Source organism: Paraburkholderia phenoliruptrix (assembly GCF_019511605.1).
Classification (GTDB): domain Bacteria; phylum Pseudomonadota; class Gammaproteobacteria; order Burkholderiales; family Burkholderiaceae; genus Paraburkholderia; species Paraburkholderia phenoliruptrix_A.
The window spans coordinates 1-13,451 of sequence record NZ_JAEUAV010000016.1 but is presented as its reverse complement, the minus strand read 5'-3'; the positions used below and the strand labels follow the sequence as shown (position 1 = coordinate 13,451).

The 13,451-nt window shown below is 63.2% G+C and carries 11 protein-coding genes; 3 read left to right on the top strand and 8 right to left on the bottom strand.

Translation table 11 applies throughout. The annotated features are described in order from the left end of the window. Positions 1 to 27 precede the first annotated feature (27 nt). From JNB89_RS19770 to JNB89_RS19755, 4 genes are all read right to left on the bottom strand, one after another. Positions 28 to 843: an ABC transporter permease subunit gene (locus JNB89_RS19770; protein ID WP_013339471.1), complete on the bottom strand. Its 816-nt coding sequence runs from the start codon at positions 841 to 843 to the stop codon at positions 28 to 30. Continuing rightward, positions 843 to 1,772, bottom strand: a complete 930-nt coding sequence (locus JNB89_RS19765) for an ABC transporter permease subunit (RefSeq protein ID WP_013339472.1) — start codon at positions 1,770 to 1,772, stop codon at positions 843 to 845. The genes JNB89_RS19770 and JNB89_RS19765 overlap by 1 nt, the downstream gene beginning before the upstream one ends. After that, positions 1,769 to 2,935 carry an ABC transporter ATP-binding protein gene (locus JNB89_RS19760; protein ID WP_013339473.1) on the bottom strand — a complete coding sequence of 389 codons (1,167 nt, stop codon included), beginning with the start codon at positions 2,933 to 2,935 and terminating at the stop codon, positions 1,769 to 1,771. The genes JNB89_RS19765 and JNB89_RS19760 overlap by 4 nt, the downstream gene beginning before the upstream one ends. 93 nt (positions 2,936 to 3,028) lie before the next feature. Beyond that, on the bottom strand, positions 3,029 to 4,129 hold the full coding sequence (locus JNB89_RS19755) for a polyamine ABC transporter substrate-binding protein (RefSeq protein WP_013339474.1): 1,101 nt from the start codon (positions 4,127 to 4,129) through the stop codon (positions 3,029 to 3,031). 533 nt (positions 4,130 to 4,662) lie between these two features. Between JNB89_RS19755 and JNB89_RS19750 the strand changes: the two genes are divergently transcribed. The 3 genes from JNB89_RS19750 to JNB89_RS19740 all read left to right on the top strand — a co-directional run bounded on the left by JNB89_RS19750 (position 4,663) and on the right by JNB89_RS19740 (position 7,973). Next, a complete protein-coding gene (locus tag JNB89_RS19750; RefSeq protein WP_220363332.1) occupies positions 4,663 to 5,958 on the top strand; it encodes an Nramp family divalent metal transporter in 1,296 nt (431 codons plus the stop codon). A 328-nt stretch (positions 5,959 to 6,286) separates the two neighbouring features. Then, on the top strand, positions 6,287 to 7,648 hold the full coding sequence (locus tag JNB89_RS19745) for a phospholipase A (RefSeq protein ID WP_220363331.1): 1,362 nt from the start codon (positions 6,287 to 6,289) through the stop codon (positions 7,646 to 7,648). Between the two features lie 121 nt (positions 7,649 to 7,769). Then, the gene (locus JNB89_RS19740) at positions 7,770 to 7,973 is read left to right on the top strand and encodes a DUF1289 domain-containing protein (protein WP_027213691.1); all 204 of its coding nucleotides are present in this window, start codon (positions 7,770 to 7,772) and stop codon (positions 7,971 to 7,973) included. 101 nt (positions 7,974 to 8,074) lie between these two features. Here JNB89_RS19740 and JNB89_RS19735 read toward each other — a convergent pair whose 3' ends face one another. The 4 genes from JNB89_RS19735 to JNB89_RS19720 form a co-directional block, all read right to left on the bottom strand. Then, positions 8,075 to 8,755, bottom strand: a complete 681-nt coding sequence (locus JNB89_RS19735; protein WP_220363330.1) for an OmpW/AlkL family protein — start codon at positions 8,753 to 8,755, stop codon at positions 8,075 to 8,077. 69 nt (positions 8,756 to 8,824) lie between these two features. Further along, positions 8,825 to 10,015: an NAD(P)H-dependent flavin oxidoreductase gene (locus JNB89_RS19730; protein ID WP_220363329.1), complete on the bottom strand. Its 1,191-nt coding sequence runs from the start codon at positions 10,013 to 10,015 to the stop codon at positions 8,825 to 8,827. A 129-nt stretch (positions 10,016 to 10,144) separates the two neighbouring features. Next, the gene (locus JNB89_RS19725) at positions 10,145 to 11,569 is read right to left on the bottom strand and encodes an aldehyde dehydrogenase family protein (RefSeq protein WP_220363328.1); all 1,425 of its coding nucleotides are present in this window, start codon (positions 11,567 to 11,569) and stop codon (positions 10,145 to 10,147) included. A gap of 181 nt (positions 11,570 to 11,750) precedes the next feature. After that, positions 11,751 to 13,343, bottom strand: a complete 1,593-nt coding sequence (locus tag JNB89_RS19720) for an ABC-F family ATPase (RefSeq protein ID WP_135893768.1) — start codon at positions 13,341 to 13,343, stop codon at positions 11,751 to 11,753. Positions 13,344 to 13,451: the final 108 nt, after the last annotated feature.

Genomic DNA, 13,451 nt, shown 5'->3' with positions numbered 1-13,451 from the left:
TATCCAGACCCTCGTGGCGACAACCACTCATGCAAGCCCCACGCGCCTTTTTTCCGCCCGCTGCATGAAATAGTTGACCGCCACCACGCCCACGGTCACCACTGCGATAAACAAGGTCGCCAACGCATTCATCTCGGGATTCAGCCCCAACCTGACGCGCGAGAACACCACCAGCGGCAGCGTCGTCGACCCGGGCCCCGAGAGAAACGCCGACAGAACCAGATCGTCGATGGACAGCGTGAAAGACAGCAGCCATCCGGACACCAGCGCCTGAGAAATCAACGGCAACGTGATCGAGAAAAACACTCGCACCGGGGTTGCGCCAAGGTCGAGCGCCGCTTCTTCCAGCGAGGGATGCAGTTCCTTCACGCGTGATTGCACGATAATCGCCACGTACGAAATGCACAGCATCACGTGGCCGATCCAGATCGTGAAGATGCCGCGTCCCGCCGGCCACCCGAACCATTTCGCCATTTCGATGAAGAGCAGCAGCAGCGATATGCCCTGAATCACTTCGGGAATCACCAGCGGCGCATTGATCATGCCGGTGTACAGCGTGAACCCGCGAAAACGGCCCATGCGCGCAAGCACGAAACCCGCCCACGTGCCGATGACCACCGACGCAAACGCGGTCAGCACCGCCACTCGCAACGACAGCCATGCAGCCGCGATCAGTTCGTCGTCGTGCAGCAAGGCCGCATACCAGCGCGTCGAAAAACGCGTCCACACGGTGACAAGCTGCGATTCGTTGAACGAATAGACGATCAGACTGATGATCGGCACATAAAGAAACAGAAAGCCGAGCGCCAGCGCGGTGAACTGCAAGATCCGGTTCGGCTTCATTAGCGTCGCTCCTCCATCGCCTTCGCCTGCGCGTACTGGAAGAACGCCATTGGCACCAGCAGCAGCAACACCATTGCACAGGTTACGGCCGACGCCATCGGCCAGTCGGCGTTGTCGAAGAACTCATTCCACATGACGCGGCCGATCATCAGCGTATTCGCGCCGCCGAGCAGTTCCGGAATCACGTACTCGCCCACTGCGGGAATGAACACCAGCAGACAGCCGGCAATAATGCCGTTTTTCGACAGCGGCAAGGTGATCTGCCAGAACGCCTTCCACGGCTTCGCGCCGAGGTCGTAAGCGGCTTCCAGCAAGGTCATGTCCATTTTCACGAGATGCGCGTACAACGGCATCACGAGAAACGGCAGGTACGAATACACCATGCCGATATACACGGCGGTATTCGTGTGATACAGCTCGATAGGCGAATGGATCAGGCCGATCGACATCAGAAAATTGTTTAGCAGACCGTTGTTTTTCAGAATGCCGATCCACGCATACACGCGAATCAGAAACGACGTCCAGAACGGCAGCATGACGGCCATCATCAGCAGATTACGGCGCGCCGGGTCCGAACGCGCAATGTAATACGCCATTGGATAACCAATCAGCAGGCACAGCAGCGTGGAAATCGCCGCCACCACCACCGAATTCACGTACGTCGCGAAATAAAGGCTGTCCGTGACGAGAAACGCGTAATGCGACAGATCGAGCTTGATATTCAGCGCGCCGTCGGTGAAATTCGTGAGCTCCGTGTACGGCGGAATGCCCAGTTGCAGATCGGCAAAGCTGATCTTCACGACCAGCAGAAACGGTACGAGGAAAAACAGCAGCAGCCAGACGAACGGACCAGCCACCACCGCCGTGCGCCCGGTCAGGTTAAAGCGCCGCACCGGCCAGTTCAGGAACGAGTCGAACAGGTGCTTCATGACGTCAGCACCACACCGGCGGAGGCGCTCCAGCGCACGTACACCTCGTCGCCCCACGTGGGCGGATCGATTTCGGTGAGCGCGAGGCTCGTAACGTTCGCAATCACCGTCTTGCCGCCTTCCAGCTTCACGTGATACAGCGAGTAGCCGCCCATGTAAGCGATATTGGAGACCACGCCCTTGCCCCAGTTGAACGCGCCCTCGGGCGGCTTGCGCGTGAGCGCGATGCGCTCGGGCCGCACCGAGATGGTCACCGGCATGCCGAGCGGGCCCGTAATGCCGTGGCTCACATAGAGCCGGGTGGTGAGATCCGGCGTTTCGATGAAGACGTGGTCAGGCTCGTCCTCGACCGTGTGGCCTTCGAACAGATTGGTCGAGCCGATGAATTCCGCCGAAAAACGGCTGTTCGGATACTCGTAGACCTCGTGCGGCGTGCCGAGCTGCACGATCTCGCCTTCGCTCATCACGGCAAGGCGGCTCGCCATGGTCATCGCTTCTTCCTGATCGTGCGTGACCATGATGCAGGTCACGCCCACCTTGTCCAGAATGTTCACGAGTTCGATTTGCGTGCGCTGGCGGATCTGCTTGTCGAGCGCGGACATGGGTTCGTCGAGCAGCAGCAGCTTGGGCCGCTTGACCAGCGAGCGCGCGAGCGCGACGCGCTGCTGCTGGCCGCCGGAGAGCTGATGCGGCTTGCGCTTCGCGAAGCGGCCCATCTGCACCAGTTCGAGCGCGGTTTGCACGCGCTCCTTCAGTTCGGCCTTGGGCACGCCCTCCTGCTTCAGGCCGAACGCCACGTTCGACTCCACCGTCATGTGCGGAAAGAGCGCGTACGACTGGAACATCATGTTGACCGGCCGGCGATACGGCGGCAGTTGCGCGAGGTCTTCGCCGTCGATCAGGATCTTGCCCGAGGTCACGGTCTCCAGCCCGGCCAGCATGCGCAGCAAGGTCGACTTGCCGCAGCCGGAACTGCCGAGCAGCGCGAACAGCTCACCCTTTTGCACCGACAGATTCACCCCTTTGACCGCCGTGGTCTCGCCGAACTTCTTCACGACGTCGACGATCTGCACGAAATTCCCGGCTGCCTCACCGCTTGCGGCGTTGCCGCCGGTGGACGGCCCGGCCGTGCGGTCCAGCGCGCCCGACTGCTCACTACTCATCACAATGCTTTACTCCGGCGTTTGACGAACAAAGCCCCCGGTGAACAACCGAGGGCTTCTTGATGATGCCGACCCGTTCCCTGTGGCCGTGGGTCAGCGGCCGGACTTGAACTCGGTCCACAGCCGCGTCTGCAGCCGCTGAACTTCGGGTGGCAGCGGCTTCAACAGGAACAACGTCTTGATGACGTCAGGCGGTGGGTACACGGCCGGGTCGTTGGCGACGTCCTTGTCCACGTATTTGCGCGCTTCGAGGTTGGCGCTCGGGTAGTAGACAGCGTTGGTGATCGCAGCATGAACTTGCGGCGTTTCGATGTAGTTGATCCACTCGAGCGCGGCTTCCTTGTTCTTCGCGTCCTTCGGAATTGCCATCACGTCGAACCAGACCGGGGCGCCGCCCTTCGGAATGTAATACTCGATCTTGTAGGGCTTCTTCGCCTCGATCGCGCGATGCTTCGCAATCACGACGTCGCCCGACCAGCCGTATGCGAAGCAGACGTCCCCGCCGACCAGGTCGTTGATATAGCCCGACGAGTTGAACTGCGTGATGTACGGACGGATTTTCTTCAGCATGGCGAGCGCGGCGCGGTAGTCGGCCGGGTTCGTGCTCATCGGATCCTTGCCGATGTAATGAAGCGCGGCGGCGAACATCTGGTCCGGCGCGTCCAGCACGGACACGCCGCAGGCCTTCAGCTTCGAGATGTTTTCCGGCTTGAAGAGGATGTCCCAGTTATCGAGCGGCACGTTCTTGCCCAGAATCTGCTGGGCCTTCGTGACGTTATAGCCCAGCCCGGTCGTGCCGTAGGCCCAGGGCACCGTGAACTTGTTGCCCGGATCGGCGCCGGCGACGAGCGCCATCAGCGACGGGTCGAGATACTTCAGATTGGGCAGCTTCGATTTGTCGAGCGGCGCGAAGATGCCGGCGGCAATCTGCTTGCCGGCGTAATTGCTGGTCGGCACGACGATGTCGTAGCCGGAATTGCCTGTCAGCAGCTTGGCTTGCAGCGTGTCGTCGCTGTCATAGTTGTCGTACTTGACCTGCACACCGGTCTGCTTGGTGAAGTTCGGAATGGTGTCCTTGGCGATGTAATCGGACCAGTTGTACACGTTGAGCTGCGTATCTTTGGCTGCCGCCGTCAGCCACGGCGCCGCGCACAAGACCAGCGCAGCCACTTGCCCCAATACCCGTCTTTTCATCCCGTTCTCCGATGTGACCGGCCCGAGCCGGCCCTCCTCACGCACGCCGCGATGCAGCGACCACGCTGCGCCTGCGGCTCCCCTGAAAAACCCGAAAACTACCATCAATTATTGCGCGGACCAAAAAAAATGCCGCAGTGTCGCGCAAACGGTACAGCGTAAGCCGTGCCGGCGGAAAATGGGCGCAATTTTAGCGGGTTATAGGCGCATGTCTACCTGAAAAAAAGCCGGGGAAGCAAGGCGACGAGCGGGCGGCAGCCGGGCGAGGCGCTCGGCCGGCACTCGGGGGCGTTGGTGCGCGGCGGGTTTGCCGACTGCCTCGTGGCGGTTGCGCGACGCTTTGGCTGTCCCGCCCGCGCGGGCGCCCGGGCTTCGCGTAAGCGCGGTTCGCGGCTGACAAAGGCATCGGGCAAGTCACGAGCCGCCATCGCTGGGGGAATGCAGCGCCTGGCGTCTGCCCGCTTGCCAGCGACTGCCGGCTGCCTCCAGGCACACGCCTTGCGGATTCAGGCAGTCCTTGACCTCAGGCATCCATGAATACCAATCCGTTTGCGCTGCGCCACAACCGCCGCCCGCGTCTGCCCCAAGGAGGACCGGCGCACTGGTTCTCGTTCGTCGGCGCAGGCGCGCTGATCGCCGTCGGCTATATCGATCCCGGCAACTGGGCGACAGCGCTCGGCGCGGGCGCCGGCTACGGCTACCAGTTGCTCGGCATGGTGGTGCTCTCCAGCCTGATGGCAATGCTGCTGCAATGGCTGTCGTCGCGGCTCGGCGTCGTCACCGGGTGCGATCTCGCGCAGGTCTGCCGCGAGCGTTCGGGGCCCCGCCGCACAATCTTCCTGTGGCTTACCAGCGAGGTGGCGATCATCGCCTGCGACGTCGCCGAAGTGGTCGGCAGCGCCGTCGCCTTGCAATTGCTGCTGGGCGTCTCGCTGACGGTCGGCGTGCTGATGTCGGCCGTATGCACGTTCGCGCTGCTCGCGCTCCAGCAGCAAGGCGGCCGCAAGCTCGAAGCGGTGATCGCGTCGCTGATCGGCTTCGTCGGACTGTGCTTCGTCATCGAACTGGCGCTCGCGCGGCCCGACTGGCACGCGGCGCTGGCCGGCACCGCGCCGAGTCCCGAACTGCTGCGCAACGCGGGCATGCTGTGGCTCGCGGCCGGCATCGTCGGGGCGACGGTCATGCCGCACAACCTCTATCTGCACTCGTCGCTCGTCAAGCACCATGCCCCCGAGAGCAGCGACGCGCAGATCCGGGCCGCATTGCAGGTCGTCAATATCGACACCATCGGCTCCCTTCTGTTTGCGTTCGTGATCAATGCCGCGTTGCTGATTGTCGCCGCGGCCGTGTTCTATTCAAGTGGCCACCGCGACGTCACCGATCTCGCGGACGCGCATCGTCTGATCGCGCCGCTGCTAGGCACGCGCTGGGCCGGCATTCTGTTTGCCGCAGCGCTGCTCGCGTGCGGCCTGAGCGCGACCGTCACGGGCACGCTGGCGGGCCAGGCGGTGATGGAAGGCTTTCTGCAATTGCGCCTGCCGCGCTGGAAACGCGCACTGCTCACGCGCGCTCTCGCGATCGGACCAGCACTCGTGGCCGTGACGATGTTCGGCCAGCAAGGCTCGAATCAGTTGCTGGTCGCAAGCCAGGTGGTGCTGAGCCTGCAATTGCCGCTCGCGGTGGTGCCGCTGATCCGCTATGCGTCCGATGCCCGCCTGATGCGAAGCTGGCGCGTGCGCGGCGTGCCGCTCGTGCTCGCGTGGATGTCCGCGAGCTTCATCATCGTGCTCAACGGCGCGCTGCTGTGGCAGGCCGCATTCGGCGACTAAGGCGCGAGGCCGGGCAGCAGCTACCCGGCTTTCGGCGGGCGGCGTAGTGAACTTGTAAATATTCTGTCGGTCTTGACGTGTGCGCCGCGCTGCTGCGCGCGGCGGCGCAGCCATCTGCTGCCGTAATTCGAATGGCCGCGCTGCAATCGCGGCAGCCCTGTTGTGCCACCAGGTTTTCTGTTTTTTCTATTCGGTTCTACTCGTTTCTATCTGCACGCGTCTCGCCCCAAAGCCGGCGAGCCGATGAAATGCGATGCATCGGGCATGATGCCTACCCGACACGCGTCGCGCCGTTGAACTCCAAGCCCCCGCTTCCGGACGACAGCCTATGCATTTTGTTGCTATCAGCCTCGCGTTCCTTGCCGCTCTGTTCGACCGCTTCACGCCCTGCAGCCTTGCGAGGCACCGCCGGGCATCCAACTACCAAAAGCGCGGCGGGCCGGCTCGCGCCCTCGCCGCGCTGGCCTTGTTGAGCGCGGTTTGCGGCGAGGCGTCTGCCACGGTCTCGATGCTACAGCCGGCGCGCATCGCCGCAGCCAACGAGCCGCTGCAGATCACGCTGCTCTATGCCGCCGACGACGGCACTGCGCTGACCGTCACCGTGCCGCAGACCTTGCGCGTGAATCTGAGCGGCGGTGAGCAGTCTCCGCGGCCGCTTGAACTCGCGCGCGAAGCGGGCGTGCCCAGCACGCTGCGTCTGCGGCCGGGGCAGTTCCGCAAGGTGCGCTTCACGGCGCCGTGGCCCGAGTCGGCACGCGGGGAGGTGCGTATCGATCCGATTGGCTTTGACGCTTCCCCGGCGCTCGTCGTGATCAATCGTGGCCCCGAGCAGGATGCGATCGCGCAGGCCGAGCGCAACGAGAGCAAGGCCAGCACGCCCGCCCAGGCCGCAGCGACGGCGGCCGCGCTCGACGGCCCCACGGGCGACGCGATCTCGCCGCCCGGAGACTCGCTGTCGACAACCGGACGCGGCGTCTTCGCGCACGTCTCCTATTACGAGCCGATGTATATCGCCTTCGGCCACAACGGCGACACCAATGCCCGGCTGCAACTGAGCTTCAAGTATCGCCTGCGCATTCCGGACGATCTGCGCTCGAAAGCATTTACCGACAACCTGTACTTCGCGTACACGCAAACCTCGATATGGGATCTCTCCGCGGAATCGCGGCCGTTTCGCGACACCACCTACTCGCCGCAGTTGTTCTATTACGTGCCGGACACGGGCTGGCGCAGTCCCTTCTTCACGCGCATGGGCTTTGCGGCCGGCATTGCGCATGAATCGAACGGCAAGGGCGGCGACGATTCGCGCAGCATCAACATGCCGTTTATCCGCCCGACGTGGGAATTCGGCGACCTGGCAGCGAACCATCTGACCGTGTCGCCGAAAATCTACTACTACGTCGGCACGAAGAACAACCCCGACATTGCGGCCTATCGCGGTTACGTGGACCTGCTGGTCAAGTACGGCAGCCCCGACGGCTGGCAGTTGGCCACCACGCTGCGCAAAGGCACCAAGCACTGGTACGGCAGCATCGACACGCAATTTACCTATCCGCTCGCGAAGCTGCTCGGCAGCGCGTGGGGCGGCTATCTGTGGGCCGGCTATTTCAACGGCTACGGCGAAGATCTGCTCGACTACAACAACCGCCAGCACTGGATGGCGCGCATTGGCTTCAGCATCGCGCGATGAAACGACGGGCGACGGGCGACGGGCGACGGACGACGGCCATCGGCATCCGGGGCCGCCGCCACGCCGCGCTTACGTATCGGTTAACATAGCGGCACTCCGCTTTCCCGATGCAAGGTTCCAGATGGCTTCCAATCTCCACGCTCTTCCCGACAGCCCATGCATTGGCGTGTGTTCGACACTTTTCGACGAAGTCTGCAAAGGCTGCGGCCGCACGGCCGGCGAGGTGTCGAACTGGGTGTTCCTGAGCGACGAGGAAAAGCGCGCCGTGTGGGCGCGCATCGAGCAGGAAGGCACGGCCATGCGCTTCCAGAATGACAAGCTCTGAGGGATCGCCGGGCGCTTCTTGAGCCGTTTGTTGTGACGCTCCTTGAAAGGTTCGGCGAGCCGCCCCGGCGATGCGGCTTACGCCACGCGCCGGTTCATCACTCAGAAGCGCATGCCGACGCCAAGCCCCACCACCACCGGATCGATGCTGACGCGGCCGAGCGGCTGAGCGCCGAGCGACGCGTCAGTGTGCATCCAGATCTTCTTGATGTCCGCGTTGACGAACAGTGTCTTCGTCACCTGCACGTCCACGCCGGCCTGCAGCGCCGGACCGAAGCTGTGATTGCGGATCGACACCGGCTGAGCGCCGGCGTGCAGCCCGTTGTTGTAGAACAGCGTGTAATTCAAACCCGCGCCGACATAGGGACGCACGCGCCCGGCGTGATTGAAGTGGTACTGCAGCAGCAACGTGGGCGGCAGCACGTTCACGCCACCCAAGCCGCCGATGCTCGACGTGAGCTGATGCCGCGAAGTGCCGAGAATCAGTTCGACGCCGATGTTGTCGCGAATCATGTAGGTGAAATCGAGCTCCGGCACGGTCGCGTTGTTCACGTCGGTATGCAGCGTTGACAGCGTTCCCGTCGTCGAAACGCTCGGCATGATGCTGATTGCGCGCAGACGCACGAGCACGTCGCCGGCGTGAATGCCGCTCATCGAGTCGTCGCCCGCTGCATGCGCGGGCGCACTCAGCGCCGTTGCGCACAGTAGCGCGGAAGCAATTGCAGCGGTCCTGATGGTGCTACTGATGGTGTTACTGGCGGTGTTACTGAGCGAGACTTTCATTTCCCTTCCCCGTTATTGATGATATGTGGGGATTGTGGAAGTTCAGGCCGCGCGACAGTTTGACTCGCATCAACCGAGCGAGAACGCCCAGCGCCCTGCGACAGCCGGTCGCGCCACGCCGGTCAGCAGCAGTTCAATGAGGTCGTGCACGCTGCGAATCGCCGAGCCGAACGGCAGCGCTTCCTTGCCGCGGAAAAAGAGGCCGTTCGCCACGTCGCCGCGCAATGCGGCGGCCAGCCGCGTGTCGATGCAGAAATGCCCGAATTTTTCGACGCCGTCACGCAAGCCGCACACGTTCAGGCATTCGAGCGCGGTCGGGCACGCATGTTTGAGCGCGCCGATCTTCTCGCGAATGCGCGCCTCATGCCGCAAATAGCGTGTAAGCCACGGTGTTCTCACCGCTCGCGCGGGCAAACCGGTCACGCTGACAAATTCGACGATGTCTTCCGGCGCAGCCTCGGCCAGCACGCGTTTGAAATTCGGATGCGCGTCGCCTTCCTCGGTCACCGCGAACGGCGTGCCGAGCTGCACCCCGCTTGCGCCCGCGTTCAGCAGCGCCCGCACGGCCTCATGGCTGTTGATGCCGCCCGCAAGAATCAGCGGCACCTGTTTGCGATCCACGCCGAGCGAGGCGAATACGGCCTCCAGCTCCTCGAGAATTCGCATGAAGCCGAAGCGCTGATCGTTCATGTCCGCGAGGTTGGTCACGCCAAGATGGCCGCCCGCGTGCGCCGGATGCTCGATCACCACTGCGTCGGGCAAGCGGCCCTTCTTCATCCACTTCTTCAGCACGAGCGCAACGCCGCGGCTGTCCGACAGAATCGGAATGAGCGCAATGTCGTAGCCCTGCGTCATCTCCGGCAGGTCGAGCGGCAGGCCGGCGCCCATGACGATCGCGTCGGCGCCGTTCTCGCAGGCAACGCGCACGTAGTCCGCCTGCGCGCTGACTGCCTTCATCACGTTGACGGCAATCATGCCGCGGCCTTCGCTGAGTTTCTTCGCCGCGTGGATTTCGCGCGCGAGCGCCGTGAGATTCGCTTGTTCGAGCGTGGCGCGATCGGGCGATTCGCGGCAACGTTCGACGAGATCGGGATGGTGGTGGCGCAGGTCGATGCTGGCGATCGTGCCGAGCGCGCCCTCGCGCGCAACGCTGCCGGCGAGACGATGCGCCGAAATGCCGACGCCCATGCCGCCCTGCACGATGGGCAGTAACGAGCGGCCACGAATGACTAGCGGAGAAAACGAATGAGAGTGAAGCATGGCGGACCCGACGGACGATTATCGAAGCGTGGATAATCGTCCGTCGGGCGCGCGCGGCGTTGCTTCAGGTCAATCTGCATGCGATCGCGCGGGCCGCATCCGCGTGAACATTGACGCCGGTCATGCTTATCACACTTTGAATTGCATCGACTTGAACTCGAGATATTCCTCGAGACCGTACACGCCGTTCTCGCGGCCAAAGCCCGATTGCTTGAAGCCGCCGAACGGCGCCGCCATATTCCACGCGCCGCCGTTGATGTCCACCTGGCCCGTGCGCAGGCGGCGCGCAACGGCTTGCGCCCGCTCGTCGCTGCCGGCCCATACCGCGCCGCCGAGGCCGTAGGGCGAATCGTTGGCAATCCGAATCGCTTCCTCTTCGTCCTTGTAGGTCAGAATGGACAGCACCGGGCCGAAGATTTCTTCTTGCGCGATCGTTGCCTTCGGATGCACGCGGCCGAAAACGGTCGGCCTGACGAAAAAGCCTTTCGACAGGCCGTCAGGCAGCCCCGCGCCGCCCGTCACCAGTTCGGCGCCCTCTTCGATACCCTTCGCGATGTACTGCTGCACGCGTGCCTGCTGCACCGCGGACGCGAGCGGCCCGAGACGAGCTTTCTCATCGCGCGGGTCGCCCGGCACATAGCTCTCGGCCGCCTGTTTCGCGAGCGCGCGTGCTTCGTCGTAGCGCGCTTCGGGCACCAGCATGCGCGTGTGCGCGGAGCACGTCTGCCCCGAGTTCAGAAAGCACGCGCTCACGGTGCCTTTCACGGCGGCGGCAAAATCGGCGTCGTCGAGAATGACGGACGCCGACTTGCCGCCCAGTTCGAGCGCAACGCGCTTGACCGTCGCCGACGCCAGTTCCGACACGCGCTTGCCCGCGCGAGTCGAGCCTGTGAACGACACCATGTCCACCGATGGATGGCTCGCCAGCACTTCTCCGACCACCGGCCCGTAACCGCTCACCAGGTTGAACACGCCGGCGGGCAACCCGGCTTCGTGAATCGCCTGGGCCAACACGAACGCATTGAGCGGCGCGACCTCCGACGGTTTGAGCACCACCGTGCAACCGGCCGCGAGCGCCGCCGCGACCTTCAGCGTGATCTGATTGAGCGGATAGTTCCAAGGTGTGATTGCAGCGACCACGCCGACCGGCTCGCGCACGACCAGCGAATTGCCGACGCGCTTCTCGAACTCGAAGCTCCTCGCAAGCTGCGCATACGCGCTCCAGTTGTAGACGGGGCTGCCCACCTGGATTGCGCGCGTGAGCTTCAGCGGCATGCCGACTTCGCCTGCGATCAGCGCGGCCAGCTCGTCCGTGCGTGCTTTGAGGTTCGCCGCGATGCGCTCCAGATAGTCGCCGCGCTGTGCGGCGCTCGTGGCAGCCCAGCCGTCGAAGGCCACGCGCGCGGCCGCAATTGCACTTTCGGCGTCGGCCTCGACGCCTTCGGGGATGCGTCCCATCACCTGCTCGGTGCCGGAGTCGATCACGTCGATAGTGCCGGTGCCGCACGGCGCGATCCATTTGCCGTCGATATAGAGTTTGTCGTAGGTCTTCATGATGATCGCCCCTCGCTCGGATGTTGGTTGGTCTATTCTAACCAGCGTCGCGCGAAGGCTCGGTGTTTGCGGCGCGCGCCCGGCACGCGCGAGGCCGGCGCCATGAAAAAAGCCCGCTTCGAAGAAGCGGGCTTTCTCTTTCGCGAACCTGATCCGGTCCGGCCAGCGGGCTTTACTGCATTTACTGCACGCCCTGGCTCGCCAGAAAGTCCTCGTAATTGCCGCCAAAGTCGTTCAGGGTGCCGTCCGTTTTCACTTCGATGATGCGGTTCGCGAGGCCGCTCACGAACTCGCGGTCGTGCGAGACGAAAATCAGCGTGCCTTCGAATTTATCGAGCGCGATTTGCAGCGACTCGATCGATTCCATGTCCATGTGATTGGTCGGCTCGTCCATCATCAGCACGTTGTGGCGGCCAAGCATCAGCTTGCCCCAGATCATGCGGCCCTTCTCGCCGCCCGACAATACTTTGACCGACTTGCGGATGTCGTCGGCATTAAAGAGCAGGCGGCCGAGCGTGCCGCGCACCATCTGCTCGTCGTCGCCTTCCTTGCGGTAGGCGTCGATCCACTCCATCAACGTGACGTCGTTCGGAAACTCTTCGTACGTGTCCTGCGGCATGTAGCCGATGTTCGCGTTCTCGGCCCACTTCACGGTGCCGTGATCGAGTTGCAGATTGCCGAGCAGAGCACGCAGCAGCGTGGTCTTGCCCGCGCCGTTCTCCCCGATGATCGCAATGCGCTCGCCCGGCTGCACGCTGATGCTGAAGTTGTTGAAGATGGTGCGCTCATACTTCTTCGAAATGCTCTCCGCGACCACCGCGATGTTGTGCAACTTCTTTTCGAATTCGAAGCGGATAAACGGATTCTGCCGCGACGACGGCTTGAATTCCTCGATCTTGATCTTGTCGATCATCTTCAGACGGCTGGTAGCCTGGCGTGCCTTCGACTTGTTGGCCGAGAAGCGGCGCACGAAGTCCTGCAGGTCGGCCACGCGCTCCTTCGCCTTGGCGTTGGCGGCCTGCTGGCGCTCGCGCGCCTGGGTGCTCGCCAGCATGTAGTCGTCGTAGTTGCCCGGATAGACCTTGAGCGTGCCGTAGTCCATGTCGGCCATGTGCGTGCACACCTGGTTCAGGAAGTGCCGGTCGTGCGAGATGATGATCATCGTCGAGTTGTACTGGTTCAGCACGTCTTCCAGCCAACGGATCGAGTTGATGTCCAGGTTGTTGGTCGGTTCGTCGAGCAGCAGCACGTCCGGCTTCGAGAACAGCGCCTGCGCGAGCAGCACGCGCAGTTTCCAGCCCGGCGCAACGTTGCTCATCGGGCCGTTGTGATCTTCAATTGCGATGCCGATGCCGAGCAGCAGTTCGCCGGCGCGCGCTTCGGCCGTGTAGCCGTCGTATTCCGCGAACTTCGCTTCGAGTTCGGCGGCGTGCATGTAGTCGTCGTCGGTCGCGTCGGGGTTCGCGTAGATCGCGTCGCGTTCGGTCATCGCGGCCCACATTTCGGTGTGGCCCATCATGACGACGTCGAGCACGCGCACGTCTTCATAGGCGAACTGGTCCTGGCGCAGCTTGCCGAGGCGCACGTTCGGCTCGAGCATGACGTTGCCCGAACTCGGCTCAAGATCCCCACCGAGGATCTTCATGAAGGTGGATTTACCGCAGCCGTTCGCCCCGATCAGGCCATAGCGGTTCCCTTCCCCGAATTTGACCGAGATGTTCTCGAACAGGGGCTTTGGCCCGAATTGCATGGTGATGTTGGCAGTAGACAGCACGGCGCGTCCCTTTGAATGTGATATCGGCGAAAAACCGAGTATTTTAGCAGGTTATCGGGAAGTCGCCCGGCGCGAAAGTGGGGCGGCGGGGATTGGGCTTTTAGGGGC

Bases quoted from the DNA above. Each gene is read 5' to 3' on its own strand.
- JNB89_RS19770 (WP_013339471.1), bottom strand. From the start codon at position 843: ATGAAGCCGAACCGGATCTTGCAGTTCACCGCGCTGGCGCTCGGCTTT.
- JNB89_RS19765 (WP_013339472.1), bottom strand. From the start codon at position 1,772: ATGAAGCACCTGTTCGACTCGTTCCTGAACTGGCCGGTGCGGCGCTTT.
- JNB89_RS19760 (WP_013339473.1), bottom strand. From the start codon at position 2,935: ATGAGTAGTGAGCAGTCGGGCGCGCTGGACCGCACGGCCGGGCCGTCC.
- JNB89_RS19755 (WP_013339474.1), bottom strand. From the start codon at position 4,129: ATGAAAAGACGGGTATTGGGGCAAGTGGCTGCGCTGGTCTTGTGCGCG.
- JNB89_RS19750 (WP_220363332.1), top strand. From the start codon at position 4,663: ATGAATACCAATCCGTTTGCGCTGCGCCACAACCGCCGCCCGCGTCTG.
- JNB89_RS19745 (WP_220363331.1), top strand. From the start codon at position 6,287: ATGCATTTTGTTGCTATCAGCCTCGCGTTCCTTGCCGCTCTGTTCGAC.
- JNB89_RS19740 (WP_027213691.1), top strand. From the start codon at position 7,770: ATGGCTTCCAATCTCCACGCTCTTCCCGACAGCCCATGCATTGGCGTG.
- JNB89_RS19735 (WP_220363330.1), bottom strand. From the start codon at position 8,755: ATGAAAGTCTCGCTCAGTAACACCGCCAGTAACACCATCAGTAGCACC.
- JNB89_RS19730 (WP_220363329.1), bottom strand. From the start codon at position 10,015: ATGCTTCACTCTCATTCGTTTTCTCCGCTAGTCATTCGTGGCCGCTCG.
- JNB89_RS19725 (WP_220363328.1), bottom strand. From the start codon at position 11,569: ATGAAGACCTACGACAAACTCTATATCGACGGCAAATGGATCGCGCCG.